This is a genomic window from Saccharopolyspora sp. NPDC049426 (genome assembly GCF_040676935.1).
GTDB lineage: Bacteria > Actinomycetota > Actinomycetes > Mycobacteriales > Pseudonocardiaceae > Saccharopolyspora.
This window is the reverse complement of record NZ_JBFAPZ010000006.1, coordinates 371,652-392,706: the sequence shown is the minus strand read 5'-3', so window position 1 is coordinate 392,706 and position 21,055 is coordinate 371,652. Positions and strand designations below refer to the sequence as shown.

Annotated in this window: 21 protein-coding genes; 12 read left to right on the top strand and 9 right to left on the bottom strand. The window is 68.8% G+C overall.

Features of this window, described 5'->3' with window-relative positions:
- Positions 1-263: 263 nt before the first annotated feature.
- Together AB0J78_RS16015 and AB0J78_RS16010 are read left to right on the top strand one after the other, a co-directional pair.
- The gene (locus AB0J78_RS16015) at positions 264-794 is read left to right on the top strand and encodes a DUF305 domain-containing protein (protein WP_363789673.1); all 531 of its coding nucleotides are present in this window, start codon (positions 264-266) and stop codon (positions 792-794) included.
- Between the two features lie 144 nt (positions 795-938).
- Positions 939-1,811 (top strand): SDR family oxidoreductase, encoded by an 873-nt coding sequence (locus tag AB0J78_RS16010; RefSeq protein WP_363789672.1) that lies wholly within the window; start codon positions 939-941, stop codon positions 1,809-1,811.
- Between the two features lie 314 nt (positions 1,812-2,125).
- Here the strand turns inward: AB0J78_RS16010 and AB0J78_RS16005 are convergent, their stop codons facing one another.
- The 6 genes from AB0J78_RS16005 to AB0J78_RS15980 all read right to left on the bottom strand — a co-directional run bounded on the left by AB0J78_RS16005 (position 2,126) and on the right by AB0J78_RS15980 (position 9,539).
- Complete coding sequence (locus tag AB0J78_RS16005) at positions 2,126-2,911, bottom strand: VanZ family protein (RefSeq protein ID WP_363789671.1); 786 nt, start codon at positions 2,909-2,911, stop codon at positions 2,126-2,128.
- A 754-nt stretch (positions 2,912-3,665) separates the two neighbouring features.
- Complete coding sequence (locus tag AB0J78_RS16000) at positions 3,666-4,409, bottom strand: succinate dehydrogenase/fumarate reductase iron-sulfur subunit (RefSeq protein WP_363789670.1); 744 nt, start codon at positions 4,407-4,409, stop codon at positions 3,666-3,668.
- Entirely contained in the window at positions 4,409-6,322 is a 1,914-nt protein-coding gene (locus AB0J78_RS15995; RefSeq protein WP_363789756.1) for a fumarate reductase/succinate dehydrogenase flavoprotein subunit, read from the bottom strand. Before AB0J78_RS15995 ends, AB0J78_RS16000 begins: the two co-directional genes overlap by 1 nt.
- 7 nt (positions 6,323-6,329) lie before the next feature.
- Positions 6,330-7,130, bottom strand: coding sequence for a hypothetical protein (locus AB0J78_RS15990; protein ID WP_363789669.1), 801 nt, complete (start codon positions 7,128-7,130; stop codon positions 6,330-6,332).
- A 195-nt stretch (positions 7,131-7,325) separates the two neighbouring features.
- On the bottom strand, positions 7,326-7,613 hold the full coding sequence (locus AB0J78_RS15985) for a hypothetical protein (protein WP_363789668.1): 288 nt from the start codon (positions 7,611-7,613) through the stop codon (positions 7,326-7,328).
- A gap of 114 nt (positions 7,614-7,727) precedes the next feature.
- Positions 7,728-9,539 (bottom strand): hypothetical protein, encoded by a 1,812-nt coding sequence (locus AB0J78_RS15980; protein ID WP_363789667.1) that lies wholly within the window; start codon positions 9,537-9,539, stop codon positions 7,728-7,730.
- A 234-nt stretch (positions 9,540-9,773) separates the two neighbouring features.
- Here AB0J78_RS15980 and AB0J78_RS15975 point away from each other — a divergent pair, with 234 nt between their 5' ends.
- The 4 genes from AB0J78_RS15975 to AB0J78_RS15960 all read left to right on the top strand — a co-directional run bounded on the left by AB0J78_RS15975 (position 9,774) and on the right by AB0J78_RS15960 (position 14,464).
- The gene (locus AB0J78_RS15975) at positions 9,774-12,032 is read left to right on the top strand and encodes a xanthine dehydrogenase family protein molybdopterin-binding subunit (RefSeq protein ID WP_363789666.1); all 2,259 of its coding nucleotides are present in this window, start codon (positions 9,774-9,776) and stop codon (positions 12,030-12,032) included.
- A 56-nt stretch (positions 12,033-12,088) separates the two neighbouring features.
- On the top strand, positions 12,089-12,562 hold the full coding sequence (locus AB0J78_RS15970) for a (2Fe-2S)-binding protein (RefSeq protein ID WP_363789665.1): 474 nt from the start codon (positions 12,089-12,091) through the stop codon (positions 12,560-12,562).
- On the top strand, positions 12,559-13,380 hold the full coding sequence (locus AB0J78_RS15965; protein ID WP_363789664.1) for a xanthine dehydrogenase family protein subunit M: 822 nt from the start codon (positions 12,559-12,561) through the stop codon (positions 13,378-13,380). The genes AB0J78_RS15970 and AB0J78_RS15965 overlap by 4 nt, the downstream gene beginning before the upstream one ends.
- Before the next feature lie 220 nt (positions 13,381-13,600).
- Positions 13,601-14,464 (top strand): DUF72 domain-containing protein, encoded by an 864-nt coding sequence (locus AB0J78_RS15960; RefSeq protein ID WP_363789663.1) that lies wholly within the window; start codon positions 13,601-13,603, stop codon positions 14,462-14,464.
- Between the two features lie 121 nt (positions 14,465-14,585).
- On the opposite strand, the gene AB0J78_RS15955 is transcribed toward AB0J78_RS15960, so the two are convergent.
- Together AB0J78_RS15955 and AB0J78_RS15950 are read right to left on the bottom strand one after the other, a co-directional pair.
- The gene (locus AB0J78_RS15955; protein WP_363789662.1) at positions 14,586-15,317 is read right to left on the bottom strand and encodes a protein phosphatase 2C domain-containing protein; all 732 of its coding nucleotides are present in this window, start codon (positions 15,315-15,317) and stop codon (positions 14,586-14,588) included.
- Positions 15,318-15,770 (bottom strand): MarR family transcriptional regulator, encoded by a 453-nt coding sequence (locus AB0J78_RS15950; protein WP_363789661.1) that lies wholly within the window; start codon positions 15,768-15,770, stop codon positions 15,318-15,320. It abuts the gene before it with no gap.
- A 49-nt stretch (positions 15,771-15,819) separates the two neighbouring features.
- Here AB0J78_RS15950 and AB0J78_RS15945 point away from each other — a divergent pair, with 49 nt between their 5' ends.
- On the top strand, positions 15,820-16,107 hold the full coding sequence (locus AB0J78_RS15945) for a LysE family transporter (protein ID WP_363789660.1): 288 nt from the start codon (positions 15,820-15,822) through the stop codon (positions 16,105-16,107).
- Complete coding sequence (locus AB0J78_RS15940) at positions 16,098-16,430, top strand: hypothetical protein (RefSeq protein ID WP_363789755.1); 333 nt, start codon at positions 16,098-16,100, stop codon at positions 16,428-16,430. The genes AB0J78_RS15945 and AB0J78_RS15940 overlap by 10 nt, the downstream gene beginning before the upstream one ends.
- Here the strand turns inward: AB0J78_RS15940 and AB0J78_RS15935 are convergent.
- Entirely contained in the window at positions 16,345-16,791 is a 447-nt protein-coding gene (locus AB0J78_RS15935; RefSeq protein ID WP_363789659.1) for a hypothetical protein, read from the bottom strand. The genes AB0J78_RS15940 and AB0J78_RS15935 overlap by 86 nt on opposite strands.
- A 227-nt stretch (positions 16,792-17,018) precedes the next feature.
- Here AB0J78_RS15935 and AB0J78_RS15930 point away from each other — a divergent pair, with 227 nt between their 5' ends.
- The 4 genes from AB0J78_RS15930 to AB0J78_RS15915 all read left to right on the top strand — a co-directional run bounded on the left by AB0J78_RS15930 (position 17,019) and on the right by AB0J78_RS15915 (position 20,956).
- A complete protein-coding gene (locus AB0J78_RS15930) occupies positions 17,019-17,774 on the top strand; it encodes an SDR family oxidoreductase (protein WP_363789658.1) in 756 nt (251 codons plus the stop codon).
- 147 nt (positions 17,775-17,921) lie between these two features.
- Positions 17,922-18,800 (top strand): LysR substrate-binding domain-containing protein, encoded by an 879-nt coding sequence (locus AB0J78_RS15925; RefSeq protein ID WP_363789657.1) that lies wholly within the window; start codon positions 17,922-17,924, stop codon positions 18,798-18,800.
- A gap of 182 nt (positions 18,801-18,982) precedes the next feature.
- Positions 18,983-20,647 (top strand): sodium:solute symporter family protein, encoded by a 1,665-nt coding sequence (locus tag AB0J78_RS15920; RefSeq protein WP_363789656.1) that lies wholly within the window; start codon positions 18,983-18,985, stop codon positions 20,645-20,647.
- A 9-nt stretch (positions 20,648-20,656) separates the two neighbouring features.
- Positions 20,657-20,956 (top strand): hypothetical protein, encoded by a 300-nt coding sequence (locus tag AB0J78_RS15915; RefSeq protein ID WP_363789655.1) that lies wholly within the window; start codon positions 20,657-20,659, stop codon positions 20,954-20,956.
- Positions 20,957-21,055: the final 99 nt, after the last annotated feature.

Below are 21,055 nucleotides of genomic sequence, written 5' to 3'. Positions count from 1 at the left end.
GGGAGCCGGTCGCAATGCCGCCGACTGCGGATACTAGTCCCGGGGTCCGGCCGGAGTTCGGCCGGGCCGTAGCCACCCTATTCATCGGGCCCTCGATCGTCACCCGCGGTGAGATCCATCAGACACACGGCGACCAGGACGACGTCGGGCGAACCGCCCACGAGGCGGACAGATAACCTACGTGGCAACAGGTCCGGCAGCCCGCCTGCGTTCGCACTGGGCAGCCCTGGGACGACGTCCACCAGATCCTGGAGGGGAAGCACGTGCGGAAGAGCACGATCATCGGCGCTGTGCTGGTCGGCGGTATCGCACTCGCGGGCTGCACACCGGCCGAGTACGACAGCAACCAGCCGCCGGCCCCGGGCACCCCGCCCGCCGACGCGCCGAAGATGGCCGGTCATGCTTCGACCGGCGAGCACGGCGCGAGCGGCCCGGCCGCTCAGCTGCTGAGCAACCGCCAGCAGGTGCTGGCGCTGGCGGAGCTCGGCGTCACCAAGGCGACGAGCCCGCAGGCCAAGGAGGTCGCGGCGGAGCTCCAGCGCTCGGCGACCGAGCAGATCGCTGAACTCGGGCAGCACGCGGGCTCCGGGCACACCGAGTCCGCCGACGCCTCGCTGTCCGCGCTGAGCGGCCCGGCCTTCGACGCGCAGTGGAAGCAGAAGGCGCTGGCCCTGGTCGACGAGGCCGCGACGCTGGCCAAGTCGGCCCAGAACGACGCAGAGCTCAAAGAGCTCGCCACCGAGCTCGTGACCGAGCAGCAGGAGATCACCGCGAAGCTCAACGCGCTGGCCTGATCCTCCGCCTCGATCCAGGAAGGGCACCCGCGATCCGTCGCGGGTGCCTTTTTCTTCGCTCTTCCCGCCACAACCTACCGGAAGTAAGCTACTGCAAGTAAGCTACTGCGGAGTAGATAAGCGGGCTGACTCGAGGGAGAGCAGATGCCGAACGTGTCCGGCAAGGTCGTCCTGATCACGGGAGGCGCCAGGGGTATCGGCGCCGAGACCGCGCGCGAGCTCGCCAAACGCGGCGCCAAGCTCGCCCTGGTCGGCCTGGAGCCCGAGGAACTGGCCAAGGTCACCGCCGAGCTCGGCGAGGGCCACTTCTGGGCCGAGGCGGACGTCACGGACCCCGACTCGCTGCAGGCCGCCGTCAACGCCGCGACCGCGAAGTTCGGCCGCATCGACGCCGCCATCGCCAACGCGGGCATCGCCCCGCTCGGCAGCGTCCGCGAGAGCGACCCGCGCGGCTTCCTCAAGACCATGGACGTCAACGTCAACGGCGTGTTCCACACCGCCCGCGCGGTGATGCCGGAGCTGGCCGCGAGCAAGGGCTACCTGCTGGTGGTGTCCTCCCTGTCGGCGTTCGCCCCGATCGGCGGCATGGCCGCCTACACCGCGAGCAAGGCCGCGTCCGAGGCGTTCGCGTCGGCCCTGCGCATGGAGGTGCTGCACCTGGGCGTGTCGGTGGGCTCGGCGCACCCGTCGTGGATCGACACCGACCTGGTGCGCGAGGTCGCAGGCGACCTCAAGACCTTCACCGAGATGCGCAAGCGCCTGCCGTGGCCGATGCGCGCGATCACCACCCCGGACGCGTGCGCGCGAGCCTTCGCCAACGCCATCGAGCGCCGCAAGCGCCGCGTCTACGTCCCGCGCGGGGTCATGCTCATGCACTGGCTGCGCAACCTGCCGGGTTCGGCGCTGGTGGAGCTGTTCATGCGGCGGCAGCTGATCAAGCTCATCCCGCAGCTGGAGCAGGAGGTCCGCGACCTCGGGCGGTACATGAGCGAACGGAACCAGAAGCTCAACGCCTAGTCGCGGTTTGGATATTGCGTTGCTTGGCGGTGCCAGTGGCAGAACCTGAGCGGCTTCGTGGACTCCGTGCGCCGCTCCTTATGTATGCCAATACACGGCGTCCCGGCGTACTCGCCACGAAGCCGCTCAGAACCTGCGGCGGTGCAGGTTGAGTCCCACACCTGAAACAGCGGCTCCGCCGCGTAGTCGCTTCCGCGGTCGTTCTGCCGGTCGGTGCAGTGACTCACCCGTCGCGGCTGCGCCGCTTGCGCAGGATCGTTCCTGCCCGCTGGGCCGGTGGCCGGGAGTGCGAGGGGAGAAGTCAGCCACCGGGGTCAGCGGGTGCGTTGCAGCGGGCGCCGCTGCTGCGGCGGACCGACCAGGCTGGGCGGCTGGCGGAACGGGTCCCGCCCCGCGAGCGCCGGGCGCTTGCTGAACACCGGCTGCTGCGGCAGGACCGGACGCCTGCGCGGGAGGCTCTGGCGGCTCTGGGCCGCCGCCTGGCGGCACTGCCGCTCGTGCTCTATGCGGGCGATGAGCAGCCAGACCGTCGGATCGCTGTCGCCGGTGGGCCGGTGCTGCGGCCGGCTCGTGGGGCTGATCCAGTACGGCAGCCGCACCAGCATGCCGCCGAGCACGGCGCCGACGGTGTTGCAGACGATGTCATCGGTGGAGCAGACGCGGCCGCTGATCGCGACGAACTGGATCGCCTCGATCGAGGACGAGCACAGGAGGCCGCCTAACGCGATCTTGGCCAGGTTGTCGAACCACGGAACTCGTTGCGGCACCAGCACGCTCAGCGGCAGCAGCAGCACGAGGTTGCCAGCCAGCTGGAGCCACGGCTGCGAGTCGCCGGGTGCGGCGGCCAGCGCCTCCGAGACGTCGTTGCCGATGTCGGGCCGGAAGGGCTCCAGGGTCGGCACCTGAGGTGTGAAGACCAGGTACCCCACGACCAGCACCGAGTAGGCCAGGGCGCCGTCGATCAACGGCTGCCGCATCACGAACGGCTCGGTTGAATAGCCGCGGAGCAATCCTGATCCGAATCCGACGGCGACCGCGATCAAGAGCAGTGTCGTCACCACCGGAACGAATCCGTCGAATGCCACGAGAATCTGCTGCACGTCCGCCGCACTTCCTCTGGCAGCCAGCGCCAGAACCACGAGGAACTCGGTTAATCCGCAACGGATCTCCCGAATACCTGGAAACCGTTGGGAATTGTCATTTCCAGCGGTCGGCGTTGACCGAAATCTTCTGGGGGTCTGCATCGGCCGGTGGCGGCCGGACGCCGCCTCGGGGTTTCGCGACGTCCGGCCGCCGGCCCCTGTCACCGAGCCGGCGACAGGGCGGGGATTCGCGAGGTGGGAGGCCATTCGGCGGAGTTCTGGGCCCTCGTCGGGGTACGGGTCCCATCCGCTGTCCGGCCGACCTCGACGCGGTCCCCGCGACTGGTCGGTTGATGTCCATCTGAATCGACTCCGTTCGCAATGGAACGTAACCGGCGAGGCCCGTTGAAAGACAGCCATGGCAAGAACACGCCATAGCGCTCAAGGCTCTCCACAATGGACGCGAATCAGCGGGAGAAACCGCCGCGAACTGCGATTCTCCGGAAGCAGGGCGAGATATTCGCGTGATCCGCCCGAAAATTCACAGCTTTGCCACCGCGCGGATATTCGTGAATTCCGCGTAACCGCACGTGAACACGATGACAAGTACCGTGAATAATGGGGAATCGCCGGGTGAACCCCCGGCCCCGCACGAAAACCCGGACGGCGTTCGCCGACTCAACCTACACGGCCGGAACCTCCCGCGCAGCGACTCCCGCAGAACCGAAGCGGCCCACCGGTGTTCACCGGTGGGCCGCTTCGGAGCCGGAGATCAGTCCCTCTTCTTCCTGAAGAAGCGGAGGATCGGGTCGTATCGGGTGTCGGCGACCCGTTCCTTCAGCGGGATGAGGGCGTTGTCGGTGATGTGGATGTTCTCCGGGCACACCTCGGAGCAGCACTTGGTGATGTTGCACATCCCGAGCCCGTGGTCTCCCCTGGCCTGCTCGGGTCGGTCGCGGGCCTCGTCGAGCGGGTGCATCTCCAGTTCAGCGACGCGCATCAGGAAGCGGGGACCGGAGAACGCCTCCTTGTTGTCCTCGTGGTCGCGGATGACGTGGCAGGTGTCCTGGCAGAGGAAGCACTCGATGCACTTGCGGAACTCCTGCGAGCGCTGCACGTCGACCTGCTGCATCCGGTACTCACCGGGTTCGAGATCGGCGGGCGGCGTGAAGGCCGGAACCTCGCGGGCCTTGGTGTAGTTGTAGGACACGTCCGTGACCAGGTCCTTGATCAGCGGGAACGTTCGCATCGGGGTGATCGTGATGGTCTCGTCCTCGGTGAAGGTGGACATCCGGGTCATGCACAGCAGCCGCGGCCGCCCGTTGATCTCCGCCGAGCACGAACCGCACTTGCCCGCCTTGCAGTTCCAGCGGACCGCCATGTCCGGGGCCTGGGTCGCCTGCAAGCGGTGGACGATGTCGAGGACGACCTCGCCCTCGTTGACCTCGACGGTGTAGTCCTGCAGCTCGCCGTCGGCGGCGCCGCGCCACACCCGGAAGTGCGCCTTGTACCCCATCACAGCTCCTTCGCCTGGACGTCCGAGAGCTCGTCCTCGGTGTAGTACTTGCGCAGTTCCTCCAGCTTGAACAGCTCCAGCAGGTCCGGCCGCATCGGGACCTGCGGCTGCTCGGTGACCTCGACTCCGTCTCCGGACTGCCGACAGGCCAGCAGCTTCTGGCGCCACCGGGCTTCCATCGCCGGGTGGTCGTCACGGGTGTGGCCACCCCGGCTCTCGGTGCGCAGCAGGGCCGCGCGGGCGACGCACTCGCTGACCAGCAGCATGTTGCGCAGGTCGATGGCCAGGTGCCAGCCGGGGTTGAACTGCCGGTTGCCCTCCACCTCCAGGTGCTCGGCTCGCGCCACCAGCTCGCGCAGCCGGTCCAGCGCTTCGCGCATCTCCTCGCCCCGCCGGATGATGCCGACGAGGTCGTTCATCGCCTGCTGCAGCTCCGAGTGCAGCGCGTAGGGGTTCTCGCTGCGGCCGTCGGCGGGGTTGAACGGGTCGGCAGCGCGCACGGCCGCAGCGTCCACATCGGACTCGCTGATCGACGGCCGCGCCGAGAGCCCCCGCACGTACCCGGCGGCGCCCGCTCCCGCGCGGCGGCCGAAGACCAGCAGGTCCGACAACGAGTTGCCGCCCAGCCGGTTCGAACCGTGCATGCCACCGGCGACCTCACCTGCGGCGAAAAGGCCGGGCACCCGGGAAGCCGCGGTGTCGGGCTCGACCTCGACCCCGCCCATCACGTAGTGGCAGGTCGGTCCGACCTCCATGGACTCGGCGGTGATGTCCACATCGGCCAGTTCCTTGAACTGGTGGTGCATCGACGGCAGGCGCTTGGTGATGGTCTCGGCGGGCAACCGCGTTGCCACGTCGAGGAAGACGCCGCCGTGCTCGGAGCCCCGGCCTTCCTTGACCTCGTTGTTGATGGCGCGCGCGACCTCGTCGCGCGGCAGCAGTTCGGGCGGTCTGCGGTTGTTGTCGGGGTCGTCGTACCAGCGGTCCGCCTCGGCCTCGCTGTCGGCGTAGTTGTCCTTGAACACCTCGGGGATGTAGTCGAACATGAACCGGCGGCCCTCGGAGTTGCGCAGCACACCGCCGTCACCGCGCACCGATTCGGTGACCAGGATTCCCTTCACGCTCGGCGGCCACACCATGCCGGTCGGGTGGAACTGCACGAACTCCATGTTGATCAGCGACGCCCCGGCGCGCAGGGCCAGCGCGTGCCCGTCACCGGTGTACTCCCAGGAGTTCGAGGTGACCTTGAACGACTTGCCGATGCCGCCGGTGGCGAGGATGACCGCGGGCGCGTCGAAGAGCACGTACCGCCCGGACTCCCGCCAGTAGCCGAACGCCCCGGAGACAACGCCTGCGCCACCCGCACCCGAGGAGTCCTTGAGCAGCTCGGTGACCGTGCACTCCTGGAAGACCTTGATGCGCGCCTCGTAGTCGCCGAACTCCGCGTAATCCTCCTGCTGCAACGAGACGATCTTCTGCTGCAAGGTGCGGATCAGCTCCAGCCCCGTCCGGTCGCCGACGTGCGCGAGCCTCGGGTACTCGTGGCCGCCGAAGTTGCGCTGGCTGATCCGGCCGTCCGGGGTCCGGTCGAACAGCGCCCCGTAGGTCTCCAGCTCCCACACCCGCTGCGGCGCCTCGCGCGCGTGCAGCTCGGCCATCCGCCAGTTGTTCAGGAACTTCCCGCCGCGCATGGTGTCGCGGAAGTGCACCTGCCAGTCGTCGCGGGAGTTGACGTTGCCCATCGAGGCGGCGATGCCGCCCTCGGCCATCACCGTGTGCGCCTTGCCGAACAGGGACTTGCACACCACGGCGGTCCGCAGTCCCGCCGAACGCGTCTCGATCGCCGCGCGCAGACCCGCGCCACCGGCGCCGATCACGACCACGTCGTACTCGTGCCGTTCGATCTCCACAATCAGTCCTTCAGTTGAACAGTCTGGGATCGCTGATGACTCCGCCGGCCACCAACATCACGTACAGGTCGACCAGGGCCACCGAGGCCAGCGAGCACCAGGCCAGCAGCATGTGCTTGCCGTTGAGCCAGGTGATCTTGGTCCAGAGCCAGTAGCGCACCGGGTGCTTGGAGAAGTGGTTGAGGCGTCCGCCGATGAGGTGCCGGCAGGAGTGGCAGGACAGCGTGTAGGCCCACAGCAGCACCACGTTGACCACCATCAGCAGCGTGCCCAGCCCGACTCCGACACCGCCGTCGGTGCCCTTGAAGGCGATCACGGTGTCGTAGGTGAGCACCGCCGCGACCAGCATCGCCGCGTAGAAGAAGTAGCGGTGCACGTTCTGCATGATCAGCGGGAACCGGGTCTCGCCGGTGTAGCGGCCGTGCGGCTCGCCGACCGCGCAGGCCGGGGGCGACGCCCAGAACGCCCGGTAGTACGCCTTGCGGTAGTAGTAGCAGGTCAGCCGGAACCCGAGCACGAACGGCAGCACGAAGATCGGCGGCGGGATCAGCCATCCCAGGTCCGGGAACGGTTGGCCGAAGTGGCTGGACCCCGGCACGCAGGCCGCGGACAGGCACGGCGAGAAGAACGGCGCCAGGTAGTTGTGCTCCGGTACCCAGTACCACCGGTTCATGAACGTGCGGACCAGGCCGTAGACCACGAAGGCCATCAGGCCGAGGAAGGTCAACAGCGGTGGAAGCCACCAGCGGTCCGTGCGCAGCGTGCGCGCGCCGATGCGGGCCCGGCCTGTGGAGCTAGCGAGTGCGGACATTCGTCGACCTCGTTGTCAGGAGTCGTCCGACGTGCTCAGCATGAGGCCGCTCATTGTGGATCCGGTCGCACCACGCCAGGTAGTCCCCCAAAGGGCGCAACTTCGCCTGAGGAAGATGCGAGATCACCTTCCTCGGCGGTGCGGGCCGAGCCCCGCACCTGGATCGGCGGTCACCGCCGCATCCGATCGCTCGGATCAGTGCCGGAACTGGCCCCCGAGCCCCTCGTCGTCGGCGTCCTGCCACAGCGACGGGTCGTAGGGGGTGTCCGGAACGATCACCACGTCGCGGGCGTCCTCGCCGGTCCGCGGGGTGGGGACCGCGGCGGACAGCTCGGCGGCGTCGATGTCGAGCCGCTCGATGTCGTTGTTGATCCGGCGCACCACCGCGGCGTCGCCGTAGCGCTGCCGCAGCGCTCCTGCGCTGGTCCGCAGCTGCGCCAGCACCCGTTGGAACTCGGCCAGTTCGGTCGTCGTCGGGGCCATCGCGAACACCTCCGCGCCTAGGTGGTGGGACCTCCGCCTAGACTCTGCCCGCCACGACCAAATGTGACAAGTACCACATCAGACGATCACCCGCGCCTTCCCCCGAACGGGCTACTACGGAGATTCGGTCGCCAAGCCGGACGCGGCCCGAGTTCGTTCGGCGCACGGCGGGCCCGAGATGGCCCGGCCGATGCGCTGACCGCCCCAGCCCAGCGCCAGGACGTAGGCCAGCGAGAGGAGCACCACCACCGCCGAGGCGGCGGGCCAGAGCCAGTCCGGGACGCTGGGTGCCGCTTCGCGGCGCAGCAGCTGGTACTCCGGCAGAGCGTCGCGGGTGAACTGCGAGGGCGTCGCGACGCCCGGCGTGTTCCGGGCCTCGTCGGCGGGCAGGTACACCGGCGTCGCGAGGATCGCGCGGCCGGAGTGCAGCCGGATGATCGTCTTCCACGGCCCGTGCACCGGCATCGGCTGGTTGGTGCGGTAGACGCCGGGCTCGATCTCGGTGAGCCGGTCGACGTGCAGCGAACCGCCGTGCCAGCCGGTGATGGTCAGCCAGGTCGGGTGCTGGGCGATCGGGGTCGGCTCGATGCGCACCACGGCCTGATCCGTGAGCTCGTCGACGGCGACGCTGGCGCGCACGCCGTCCGGCGAGGTTCCGACCAGCCCGTTGACGACGGCGACCGCGATCCCGGTGACCGCCAGCCCGAACAGGGCGTTGCGCGTGCGCGCGGGCGGCAGCTCACCGCGCAGCGCCCGCACCAGCAGCGCCCCGAGCAGACCGCCGCAGACGCCGCCGGTCAGCGACATCAGCACGCCCTCCGGCAGCATGTCCGGCGACCACGGCAGCCGGTAGGCCGCGGCGGTCCACAGGTATTCGCTGGTGTAGCCGATGGTTCCGATCAGGAGTCCGGAGAACACGCCCAGCGCCAGCGGTCTCCGGGTCAGCGCGGTCGCGGCCAGCTCCACGCACAGCGCCTCGATCACGTACATCGGGATCGCCGCGGTCGGTCCGCCGAGCACCGGCCCGACGAGCAGGGTGATGCCGCCGCGGGTCAGCACGAACAAAGCGACCGCGAGCACCGCGCCGCCCGGCCCGACCCACAGCCGCGCGGCCACCAGCGCGCAGCCGGCGGAGACGGCGATCAGCATCGGCTGGAAGACCATCCGGAACTGCGGGACTCCGAAGTCCCACTCCGCTTGGAAGACCGACAACCCCACCAGCAGCGCCCCGCAGAGCAGTCCGCGCCGGACGTACAGCGCGCGCATCGTCTCGGCGCGGCCGGTCCGCACGAACCTGCCCTCGCGTTCCAGCAGCGCCATGGCGACCAGCGACAGCGAGACGCCGCCGATGACCATCAGTCGCGCGGGTCCCCACAACGTGACGTCCTGACCGAAGAGCCGCTGCCACACGGCGTCGAGCGGGAATCCCAGCAGCGAGAAGAAACCGGCGAGCCCCAGCAGGAGTCCGCTGGTGGGCGCCTCCCAGCACTTGGTGATGCGCAGCGCGGCGCGGCCCGGGTGCTCGCCGACCGGCAGCACCATCGCGAGCGTGCCCGCGACGCAGAGCCCGAAGATCCCGAACAGGATCGGGTAGTGCGCGATGTTGGACAGCGGCCCGGATCCGCGCCCCTGCGTGATGCGCAGCGCGATGTCCCAGTAGAGGCCCAGCAAAGTCACCAGCAGCGAGGTCAGCGCCAGTCGCAGCGGGAGCGCGGCCCAGCCGGGAAGTCCTCGCAGCAGCCAGGAGTGCTCGGATCGTTCGGCGAGGCGGGCGAGCACCGTGATCTTCCCGGTGCGGTGGCCGTATCCGAGCGCGATCAGCAGTGCGGCCAGCAGTCCGGCACTTCCCGCGGCGATGAGGATCTGGACCAGGTCCGCGCCATCCGCCGGGACGGGGCCCGACGGCTGCTGGATGAACGAGGTCATGTCGTGATCGAACACTAAACCTTCGACAATGTCAGGCCGTACTGTGACATTCAACGTTGTCAGAGTGCTGGTTCACCCGAACGGTGGAATCTTTCGGTGACCCTTCCGCCACGCAGAATCCACGACACGCCGACTTCTTCAGGCGTCAAGTCTTGTGGCTCACAGTCCGGAGCACAAGACTCTCGGTCAGTTCCCGAACTATTGTGATCTGATCCTGTTGACTGCGAGGCAGCTTTGAGCATTCTCGGCACCCGGGTCCAACGTGTCGAAGACCCACGCCTTCTCACAGTCGGCGGCACCTACGTGGACGACCTGCGTGAACCCGCCCTGCAGGGCGCATTGCACGTCCTCTTCGTCCGCAGCCCGCTGGCGAACGCCACCATCACCGAAGTGGACGTCGAGGAAGCCAAGGCGGCTCCCGGCGTGCACGGGGTCTTCACCGCCGATGACGTCGACCTCCCGCCGTACCCCTCGGGCGGCAGCCTCTCCGGCCCCACCCCACCAGGAATGGACCGACCCCACCTGGCCAAGGGCGTGGTGCGCTACGTCGGCGAGCCGGTCGTGGCGGTCGTCGCCGAAACCCTGGGCCAGGCCCAGGACGCGGCCGAGATGGTCTCGATCGACTACGACCCGCTCGACGCGGTGATCGACCTCGACGAGGCGCTTTCCGACGAGAAGCTGGTGTTCCCGGAAGCGGGCACCAACGTCATCGGCACCGCCGGTGAACTCGACGACTCGCTGTTCGCCGACTGCGAGGTCGTCGTCACCAAGCAGATCCTCAACCAGCGCGTCGCCGCCGCCTCGCTGGAAGGCCGGTCGGCCGCCTGCGCGTGGGAGGGCGAGAAGGTCACCTTCTGGCTGTCCAACCAGAACGCGCAGTCCTGCCGCGACGAGCTGATGACCAATCTCGGCATGCCGCAGGAGAAGCTGCGGGTGATCACGCCCGACGTCGGTGGCGGTTTCGGCGCCAAGATCGGCTCCGAGCAGGAGGCCGCGCTGCTGTCGCTGGTGTCCAAGCAGGTCGGCAAGCCGGTCAAGTGGGTGGAGACCCGCAGCGAGAACCTGGTGGCGATGACCCACGGCCGCGCGCAGCGGCACGTGGTCACCATCGGCGGCCGTCGCGACGGAACGGTGCAGGCCTACCGGCTGGAGATCGTCCAGGACGTGGGCGCCTACCCGCGGATGGGTGCGTTCCTGCCGGTGTTCACGCAGATGATGGCCAGCGGCGTCTACGACATCCCCAAGGTCGAGTCGCGGGCGCAGACGGTGGTCACCAACACCACGCCGATCGGCGCCTACCGCGGCGCGGGACGCCCGGAGGCCACCGCCGCGATCGAGCGCGCGATCGACCTGTTCGCCGCCGAGATCGGTGCCGACCCGGCCGACGTGCGACGCGCGAACCTGGTCAAGCCGGAGCAGTTCCCGTACCAGACGCCGGGCGGGATGCTCTACGACTCCGGCGAGTACATCAAGGGCCTCGACTCGGTGCTGGACGCTGCCGACTACGCCTCGCTGCGCGAGGAGCAGGCCAAGCGGCGCGCGGACGGCGCCACCAAGCAGCTGGGCATCGGCCTGGCCAGCTACGTGGAGATCACCGCGCCGAACAACACCGAGGGCGAGACCGGGCACGTCGAGATCCGCCCGGACGGCAGCGCTCTGGTGCTCACCGGCAGCTCCGCGCACGGCCAGGGCCACTGGACGTCGTTCGCGATGCTGGTGTCCGAGCAGCTCGGCATCGACCTGGACAAGATCGAGGTCGTGCACGGCGACACCGACCTGATCCCCAAGGGCGTCGGGACGATGGGCTCGCGATCGCTCCAGCTGGGCGGCACCGCGGTCCACCGCGCCGCCGTCGACGTCAAGGACAAGGCCCGCAAGCTGGCCGCCGAGATGATCGAGAGCGACGAGGCCGACATCGAGCTCACCGACGGCAGGTGGCAGGTGCGCGGCGCCCCCAACGTCACGGTGTCGTGGGCCGAACTGGCGCAGAAGGCCGAGGAGGGTCTGGCCGCCGACGTGCACTTCGTGGAGGACCGGCCGACGTTCCCGTTCGGCAGCCACCTCGCGGTGGTCGAGGTCGACGTGGAGACCGGCAAGGTCGACTACCTGCGGCACATCACGGTCGACGACGCGGGCGTGATCGTCAACCCGATCCTCACCGAGGGCCAGCGGCACGGCGGCATCGCGCAGGGCGCGGCGCAGGCGCTGCTGGAGGAGGTCTCCTACGACTCCGACGGGAACCCGCAGAACGCCAGCTTCGCCGACTACGCGATCATCACCGCCGCCGAGCTGCCCAGCTTCGAGCTGCTGACGATGGAAACACCCACCACGCTGAACCCGCTGGGCGCCAAGGGGATCGGCGAGGCCGGGACGATCGGCGCCACCCCGGCGGTGCAGAACGCGGTGGTGGACGCCCTGTCCCACCTGGGTGTTCGGCACATCGACATGCCGACCACGCCCGAACGGGTGTGGCAGTCCATCAACCAGGCATAGAAAACCCGCTGATCTTGTTCAGGTAGTGCACCTGAGAAGCGTTGAGGAGTTCCTTCGTGCAAGTTTCGATCAACGTCAACGGCGAGCAGCGGAGCCACGAGGTCGAGGACCGCACCCTGCTCGTCCAGTACCTGCGCGACGACTGCGAGCTGACCGGCACCAACGTCGGCTGCGACACCACGTCCTGCGGCGCGTGCACGGTGCTGCTCGACGGCGAGTCGGTGAAGTCCTGCACCGTGCTCGCCGCGCAGGCCGAGGGCAGTGAGGTCACCACCATCGAGGGCCTGTCGGACGGCGAGCAGCTGCACCCGATGCAGCGCGCGTTCCAGTCCAACCACGGCCTGCAGTGCGGTTACTGCACGCCGGGCATGGTGATGGCCTCGGTGTCGCTGGTCGAGGAGAACCCGAACCCGACCGAGGCCGAGGTCCGGTCCGGCCTGGAGGGCAACCTCTGCCGCTGCACCGGTTACCACAACATCGTTCAAGCCGTGCTCGACGCGGCCAAGGAGAAGCAGGGGGCCGCGGAATGATTCCTGCCGCCTTCACCTACAAGCGCGCCACCACGGTCGACGAGGCGCTGAACCTGCTCGCCGAGCACGGCGACGACGCGAAGCTGCTCGCCGGCGGGCATTCGCTGCTGCCGCTGATGAAGCTGCGGCTGGCGGTGCCCGAGGTCGTCATCGACGTCGGCGGCCTGCGCGACCTGTCCTACATCCGCGACGAGGGTTCGCAGATCCGCATCGGTGCCCTGACCAGGCACCACGACATCGAGCACTCGGATCTGCTCAAGCGAGAGGCCCCGCTGCTGGCCCACGCCGCGGGCACCATCGGCGACCCGCAGGTCCGCCACCGCGGCACCATCGGCGGTTCGCTGGTCCACGGCGACCCGGCCTCGGACCTGCCCGCGGTCGCGCTGGCGCTGGACGCGGTCCTGGTCGCCCAGGGCCCGTCGGGCACCCGCGAGATCGCGATCACGGACTTCTTCACCGACTTCTTCGAGACCTCGCTCGGCGAGGACGAGCTGCTGGTGGAGATCCGGATCGAGAAGAACTCCGCGCAGGGCTGGGACTTCCAGAAGTTCACCAAGCGCGCCATCGACTGGGCGGTCGTCGGCGTGGCCGTCGCGGGCAACCGCGTCGCCCTGGTCAACATGGGACCCACCCCGATGCGAGCGGCAGGCGTCGAGGAAGCACTGGCCTCGGGCGCCAACCCCGCCGAAGCAGCGGAACGCGCAGCCGAGAACACCTCTCCCCCGGACCAGCCCACGGCCAGCGCGGACTACCGCCGCCACCTGGCCAAGGTCCTCGTCCGAAGGGCCCTCGAAGCCGCAGCCAACCGAGCGGGCTGACCACCACCCGAAGGGCACCTCCGGCCCCCGCCGGAGGTGCCCTTCGGCGTCAACGCAGGTGCAGGACCGGCTACGCGCACACCGCAGGTTGATCCAGCGTGATGTCCTGCTCGCCGAAATTGACCGGCTTGGCGGACCGCCCTGGAGGTGGCCTGCTCAAATGACCCTTGCGAGCTGCGGAAATACGGCTTTGGAGCCGGAAGCGGGTTAGCGTCGGGAGATGGGCGGTCGGGTCCGGGTCGGAACTTCGGGGTGGGTGTACGGGCCTTGGCGGGGGCCGTTCTACCCGGAGGGGTTGCGGCGTGCCGACGAGTTGGGGTTCCTGGCCGAGCGGATGAGCAGCGTGGAGCTCAACGGGTCGTTCTACTCGTTGCAGCGACCCGAGAGCTACCAGCGGTGGGCCGCGCAGACTCCCGATGACTTCGTGTTCTCGGTGAAGGGCAGCCGGTACATCACGCACATGAAGCGGCTGCGCGACGTCGAGACGGCGTTGGCGAACTTCCTGGCCTCGGGTGTGCTGGCGCTGGGCGGCAAGCTCGGTCCGATGCTGTGGCAGCTTCCCCCGTCGCTGCGCTTCGAGCCCGAGCGGTTGGTGGAGTTCTTCTCGTTGCTGCCGCGCAGCACCGCGCAGGCGGCCGACCTCGCCGCGCGGCACGACGAGCGGCTGGACGGCCGGGCGCTCACCGTGACCGACGCGGACCGGCCGATGCGCCACGCCCTGGAGGTCCGGCACTCCAGCTTCGCCACCGCCGAAGCCGTCGAACTGCTTCGCGAGCACGACATCGCCTTGGTGGTGGCCGATGCGGCCGGGAGCTGGCCGCATCTGGAAGACGTCACCAGCGACTTCATCTACCTGCGCTTCCACGGCGCCGAAGAGCTCTACGCCAGCGGCTACAGCGACGACGACCTCGCCCGCTGGGCGCGGTTGATCGACGCCTGGCGGAGGGGCGACTCACCCACCACCGACCACACCATCGCCGCCCCGGCCCCGGTGGCCGAAACTCGCGACGTCTACGCCTATTTCGACAACGACATCAAAGCCCACGCCCCGCACGACGCCATCACCCTCGCCGGTCTCCTCTGACCCCACCTCCCACCGACCCCTCGGTCCCGCCGGTGGTGACCGGATTTCAATGGAAATCAGGAACCCGATTTCAGTGGAACTCGGAACGCCGATTTCCACTGAAATCCGGTCAACGGGTGGGTCAGGGCGTCCAGTGGAGGGCTGTGGCGTCGTCGTGGGGTTTTGCTCTTGGGGGTGGGGAGTTGGTGGCTTCGGCTTGGCGGACCTGGGTGAGCAGGGTCGAGGGGCCTTCTGCGTCGAGGAGGTCTAGGAGGCCTGGCCAGTCGGTGAGGGCGAAGTGGTCGACGTGGCGGGAGGCGCCGTCGGTGAGGAGGGCCGCCCTGCGGAACGGGGGCGTCGTGCCGGTGACGGCGTGGTGGGCGGCTTCGGGAACCGTTGAGGCGACCCAGAACCCGTCCGGGGAGTTGCGGAGCTCGGCCACCGCTTCGCGGGTGTAGCTGGGGAGGCGGTCGATGCGCCCGTCGACGATCGGGCGGACTTCGCCGTCGACGTCGAGGACCAGCGGGCTGTCGGCCAGGACGAGGTGCTCCGCCTGGTCGCGGAGTCGCAGCAGCGTCACCGTCGAGGACGGGCTGTTGGGGTTGTTGAGGTCGCAGGTGTCGGCGTGGGCTCGGCGGACGCGGTCGATCGCCTCGGCCAGGACGTCGGCCAGCGCGTCATCGCTGATCGTGAGCAGTTCGGCGAGCGCCCCACCGAGACGTCGGACGAGCCAGACGACGTCGTGCGCGCAGCCGCTGTCGACGCCCGCCGGAGCGGTGGCGCCGTCGAGCACGAACGCCCAGTCGGGACCGATCGCGAAGTGGTCCTCGTTGCGGCGGCCCGGGGCCGAGATGGTCGCTGCCGTCGCGGGCATCTACTCGCCGAGATGGGGTAGCCGGTGCAGCGCCTCGACCAGCGGAGCGAGCTCGGGGACCTGCTCGGCCTCCGCGAGCGCCTTCTCCAGCGCCTCGTCGTGGGTGGGCCTGGCCTTCTCCAGCAGCGCGCGGCCGTCGTCGGTGAGCTCGGTGTAGATGCCGCGCCGGTCGTCGCGGCACAGCACCCGGGTCAGCAGCATACGGTCTTCGAGCCTGCTGACCAGGCGCGTCGTGGCGCTGCCGCTGAGAGCGGTGGCGCGGCCGAGCTGCTGCATCCGCATGTGCCAGCCGTCCTGCCTGCTCAGCGCGTCGAGCACGGTGTACTCGACCACCGACAGGCCGTGGTCGGCCTGCAGCGCCTTCTCCAGCGCGGTCTCGATCCTGCCGTGCACGGCTGCGAGCGTGCGCCAGCCGCGCGCCCGGACCTCCACCGCGTCGTCGGCGATCCCCACTGCACACCTCCCCTGCCGGTGACGTCCACCTCTTCCCCACTGTAGCGGTTTGCGCCGATATAGCGCGCCTGCAACTACCTGCGCGCGTGGCAACGCGCTCGGCGGATACGTGCTGGTCATCGCGGTGGCCCTCGGGCTGGGAACCGCCGTGGCGCAGTCCGCGCTGGTCTTCACCGCGGTCAAGCTGGCCGGAGCCGCCTACCTGATGTTCCTGGGGATCCAGGCGCTGCGCGCACCGGGAACGGAACTCGGTGACGCACCACCGCTGCCGGACGACGCCGCATCGGCGAGGGCGTGCTCGTCGGGGTCAGCAACCCGAAGAGCATCATGTTCCTGATGGCGGTGCTACCCCAGTTCGTCGATCGGGAGGCCGGCGGCGTCGTCGCGCAGATGCTCGCGCTGGGCCTCGCGGGGGCGCTGCTGCAGCTGACCTCCGACAGCACCTGGGGCCTGACGGCCTCAGCGGCGCGCACGCGGCTCGGCCGCTCGCCTCGGCGGCTCACCCATCTGACCCGAGCCGGTGGCGCCACGATGATCGGTCTCGGCATCACCGCGGCGCCACCGGTTGACCGGATCAGTAGTCGTCTTCGGGGAAGAACATCTCCTCGAGGTGGTCTGCCGTCTCGGCGACGAAGTTCAGCGGGTCGACGAACTCGTTGATGTCGAGGTTGAGCAGCGGGACGGCGTGCCGGAGCACGACGTGCTCGCCGATGACCACCGCACCGCACACCACCGAGGTCTGCCCCAGCTCGTCGAGGAGCTTGTGCAGGTCGACCTGGTCGGCTCGGCCGATCACCGAGACCACCTGGACCCAGTCCTCGGAGTCGTCGAGCCGCTCGCGGGCGACGATGACGATCTGGCTGCGGTCGTCCTCGTACTCGACGAGGATCCGGATCTCCTCCTCGCTGGACTCGATGATCCGGAACTCGGGCTCTTCCTCGAGCTCCTCGTCGTCATCGTCCTCCGGAGCCGGCTGGTACTCCGTGCGGATGAACTTGCTCAGGTCTTCCCAGGTAGCCACGTGGCCCTCCCAGCAACGGCACGGCATATCGCGGCGAAGTGTAGGGGATCTTCGACCGCCTCAGGGAGGTTTCCCGAGCGATGATCGGAACGAGGCCGACCGGCTCCGCCGAAGGCGATGACCTGCGGCTACCCAAGTCCTTTGTGGGCTCACCAGTTGTTCGTGTTTCCCCTCCGGTCGATCCCGGACCTAGCGTCGGGATCGGGAGTCGATGACGAGGAGGGACGATGGTTTCGAACGGTGTGCGGAACGCGGTCGTGCTGGTCGGCGGAGGCGCGAAGAACCTCGGCGGCCTGCTGTCGCGGACGCTCGCGGAGGACGGCGCGAAGATCGTCGTGCACTACCACAGCGAGTCCTCAGCGCCCGACGCGGAGAAGACCGTGCGAGCGGTGCAGGAAGCCGGTAGCCAGGCAGTCGCGGTGCAGGCCGACCTGACCGCGGTCGCCGACGTGCGACGGCTCTTCGACACGGCGGTGGACACCTTCGGCGGCCTCGACATCGCGGTGAACACGACGGGGATGGTGCTGCGCAAGCCGATCCTGGAGACCTCGGAGGAGGAGTTCGACCGGATGTTCGCGATCAACGCGAAGGCCGGCTACTTCTTCATCCAGGAGGCAGGACGACGTCTCAACGACGGCGGCAAGATCATCAGCTTGGGCACCTCGCTGCTGGCCGCGTTCACCGACGGCTACTCCACCTACGCGGGCGGCAAGGCCCCGCTGGAGCACTTCACCCGGGCCGCCGCCAAGGAGTTCGCCGATCGCGGGATCTCGGTGAACGTGGTCGCGCCGGGTCCGATGGACACCCCGTTCTTCTACCCGCAGGAGACGCCGGAACGCGTCGAGTTCCACAAGTCCCAGGCGCTCGGCGGCCAGCTGACCAAGATCGAGGACATCGTTCCGATCATCCGACACCTGGCCACCGAGGGCTGGTGGTTCACCGGGCAGACGCTGTTCCCCAACGGTGGCTACACCACTCGCTGACCGACGAGCGGGAGCCGGCGCGGGCGCGGAGGGGGCACCCACGCCGGCTCGTCGGGTCAAGGGCCTGCGCGCGTCACCGACCTGGGGATACGGTCAACACGTGCGCTGCAACCCCATTCCCGGGACCCGCTCGGCGGTCCGATCCTGATGACGCTCGACCTGCACAAGCTCGGTCACCTCATCGCGGTCGCGGAAGAGGGCGGTTTCACGCAGGCGGCACGTCGGCTGCACCTGTCCCAGCAAGCGCTGTCCACCTCCATCCGCGCGCTGGAGCGCGAGGTCGGCGTGGAACTGCTCGACCGCGGCGGTTCGAAGCTGACGGTCCTGCCCGCCGGTGAAGCGCTGATCGCCGACGCGAGGCTGCTGCACGGCGCCGCCCGGTCGGCGCTGCTGCGCGCCCGGCGGATCGGCCGCGGCGAGACCGACGTGCTGCGGATCGGGCACACGCCCGCGGTCACCGGGGACGAGGTCACCGCGCTGCTGCACCGGGTGCACGAGGTCCAGCCCGAGCTGTCCACGCAGGTCAACCAGCGCTATCCGGGCGAACTCACCGAGGGGCTGGTCGCCGGGGAGCTCGACCTCGTGCTGTGCCGAGGCATGACGCCCGACCGCGGGCTGGTCGCCACGACGCTGGCGCACCACCGGCTCCGGGTCGCGGTGGCCGCCGATCACCGGCTCGCGAGGCGCGATTCGGTCGAGCTCGGGGAGCTCGCCGACGAGACGATCGTGGTGTGGGGGCTGCCAGGTCGCTCCGGCTACACCGACCTGCTGATCGAGTGCTGCCGCCAGGCCGGTTTCGAACCGGACATCCGACGCAATCCCATCCAGGGCACGCCTCCGGTCACCGCGGTGCAGGGCACCGACGATCTCGCGCTGGTCACCGCGGCGGCGGGACCGGCCGCCGGCGGCACCGTCCGAGTGCTCGAACTCCTCCCGCCCACGTTCGTGCCGTTGCACGCGCTGTGGCCGCAGCACACGAATTCGCCTGCGCGCGAAGACTTCCTGGCCGCCGCCACCGAGGCGTGACGACCGCACAAGTTCCACTGCAGATCTTGTGAAAGTTTCGGCGCCACAAGGCTTCACGTCCGATCGGACCATCAAACCGCACTGCGAACGGATGATTGACCGGACGTTCGCGACTCCCGTACCGTCCCGGACGATGTCCGACTGGTCGAACATCGTTCGCGACAACGACGGAGATGGGAACCATGGCACTGGCAGCGGACGACCTCAGGTTGTCGATGAACTGGATGGACACGCTCATCCTGGTCATCTACTTCGCCGTGGTCCTCGGCATCGCGCTGGCCGCGCGCCGCAGCGTCAGCAACAGCCTTGACTTCTTCCTGGCAGGCCGTGCGCTGCCGGCGTGGGTCACGGGCCTGGCGTTCGTCTCGGCCAACCTCGGAGCCACCGAGATCCTGGGCATGGCCGCCAACGGCGCTCAGTACGGCGCCTACACGGTGCACTGGTACTGGATCGGCGCGATCCCGGCCATGGTGTTCCTCGGCCTGGTGATGATGCCCTTCTACTACAACTCGAAGGTGCGCAGCGTTCCCGAGTTCCTGCTGCTGCGGTTCAGCCGCTCGTCGCACCTGCTCAGCGCGGTCATCTTCGCGGTCGCCTCGGTGCTGATCGCCGGGGTGAACCTCTACGCGCTGGCGATCGTGCTCAAGGCGCTGCTGGGCTGGCCGCTGCCGATCTCGATCCTGCTGGCCGGGATCTTCGTGCTCGCCTACATCGTCATCGGCGGCCTGTCCTCGGCGATCTACAACGAGGTGCTGCAGTTCTTCGTGATCGTCGCCGCGCTGATCCCGCTGACCGTGCTCGGCCTGGTCCGCGTCGGCGGCATCGACGGGCTGATCGAGAAGGCCACCGCGGCGCAGGGCGACATGTTCCTGTCCACCTGGGCCGGAACCGGTTTCGGCGAGACCAACCCGCTGGGCACCAACTGGCTGACCATCACCCTCGGCCTCGGTTTCGCGATCTCCTTCGGCTACTGGACGACGAACTTCGCCGAGGTGCAGCGATCCCTGTCGGCCAAGAACCTCTCGGCCGCGCGCCGCACCCCGCTGATCGCGGCGTTCCCGAAGATCTTCATCCCGCTGATCGTGGTGCTGCCGGGCATCATCGCGCTGATCATCGAGCCGACGATCGGCAAGACCGGTGGTTACGACTACAACGACGCGATCCCGATCCTGATGCGCGACCTGCTGCCCAACGGCGTGCTCGGCCTCGCGGTCACGGGCCTGATGGCCTCGTTCATGGCGGGCATGGCGGCCAACGTGTCGAGCTTCAACACGGTGTTCACCACCGACATCTGGCGGGCCTACATCAAGCCGCACATGCCCGACGGGCACTACCTGAAGGTGGGCCGGGCGATCACCGCGATCGGCGTGGTCATCGGCATGGGCACGGCGTTCCTGGCGGCGTCGTTCAGCAACATCATGAACTACATGCAGACGTTGTTCGCCTTCTTCAACGTCCCGCTGTTCGCGACGTTCATCCTGGCCCTGTTCTGGAAGCGGATGACCGCCAAGGCCGGTTTCTGGGGCCTGCTGCTGGGCACCGCGGCACCGATCGCGTTCTACTTCGCCTACCAGGCCGGCGTCGTGGAGATGGGCTCCGACCAGGACGCGAACATGACGGCATCGATGATCGCGTTCGCGGTCGACCTGCTGGTCAGCGTCCCGATCGCGCTGGCGACCAAGCCGAAGCCCGCCGCCGAGCTCGAAGGGCTGGTCTACAGCCGAGCCTCCGCCCGGGACAAGGGAGTGGTGGCCGCCGGTGACGACGCGTGGTACCGCAAGCCGGCCGTTCTCGGCTGGAGCGCGCTGATCCTGTCCGCCCTCTGCTACATCCCGTTCACCCTCTAGGAGCCCGCGATGGCCGAAAACCCGCGCGAAGAAACCGAGATCGCCCACCACGCAGCCGAGATCGACGACCTGGAGCGCAAGTCCGGCACGGCCTCCCAGCTGTTCGACGTGCGAACGGTGATCGGCGGCCTGTTCCTCCTCTACGGCGTGCTCATCAGCGCCGCCGGGATCTCCCCCGACGCCGCCGAGCTCGACAAGGCCCAGGGCATCAACATCAACCTGTGGACGGGGGTGTCGATGCTGGTCGTCGGCGCCCTGTTCATCCTCTGGCTGCGGTTGCGACCGCTGCAGCCACAGTCCAAGGAGTGACCGACCGCGAGCGGGAGGCCGTCACCGTCTTCGCCCCAAACAGTTGACTCCCATCGTGGGTTGATGTTCATAATGTGAGCCGCTGCATGCCAGCGCAGT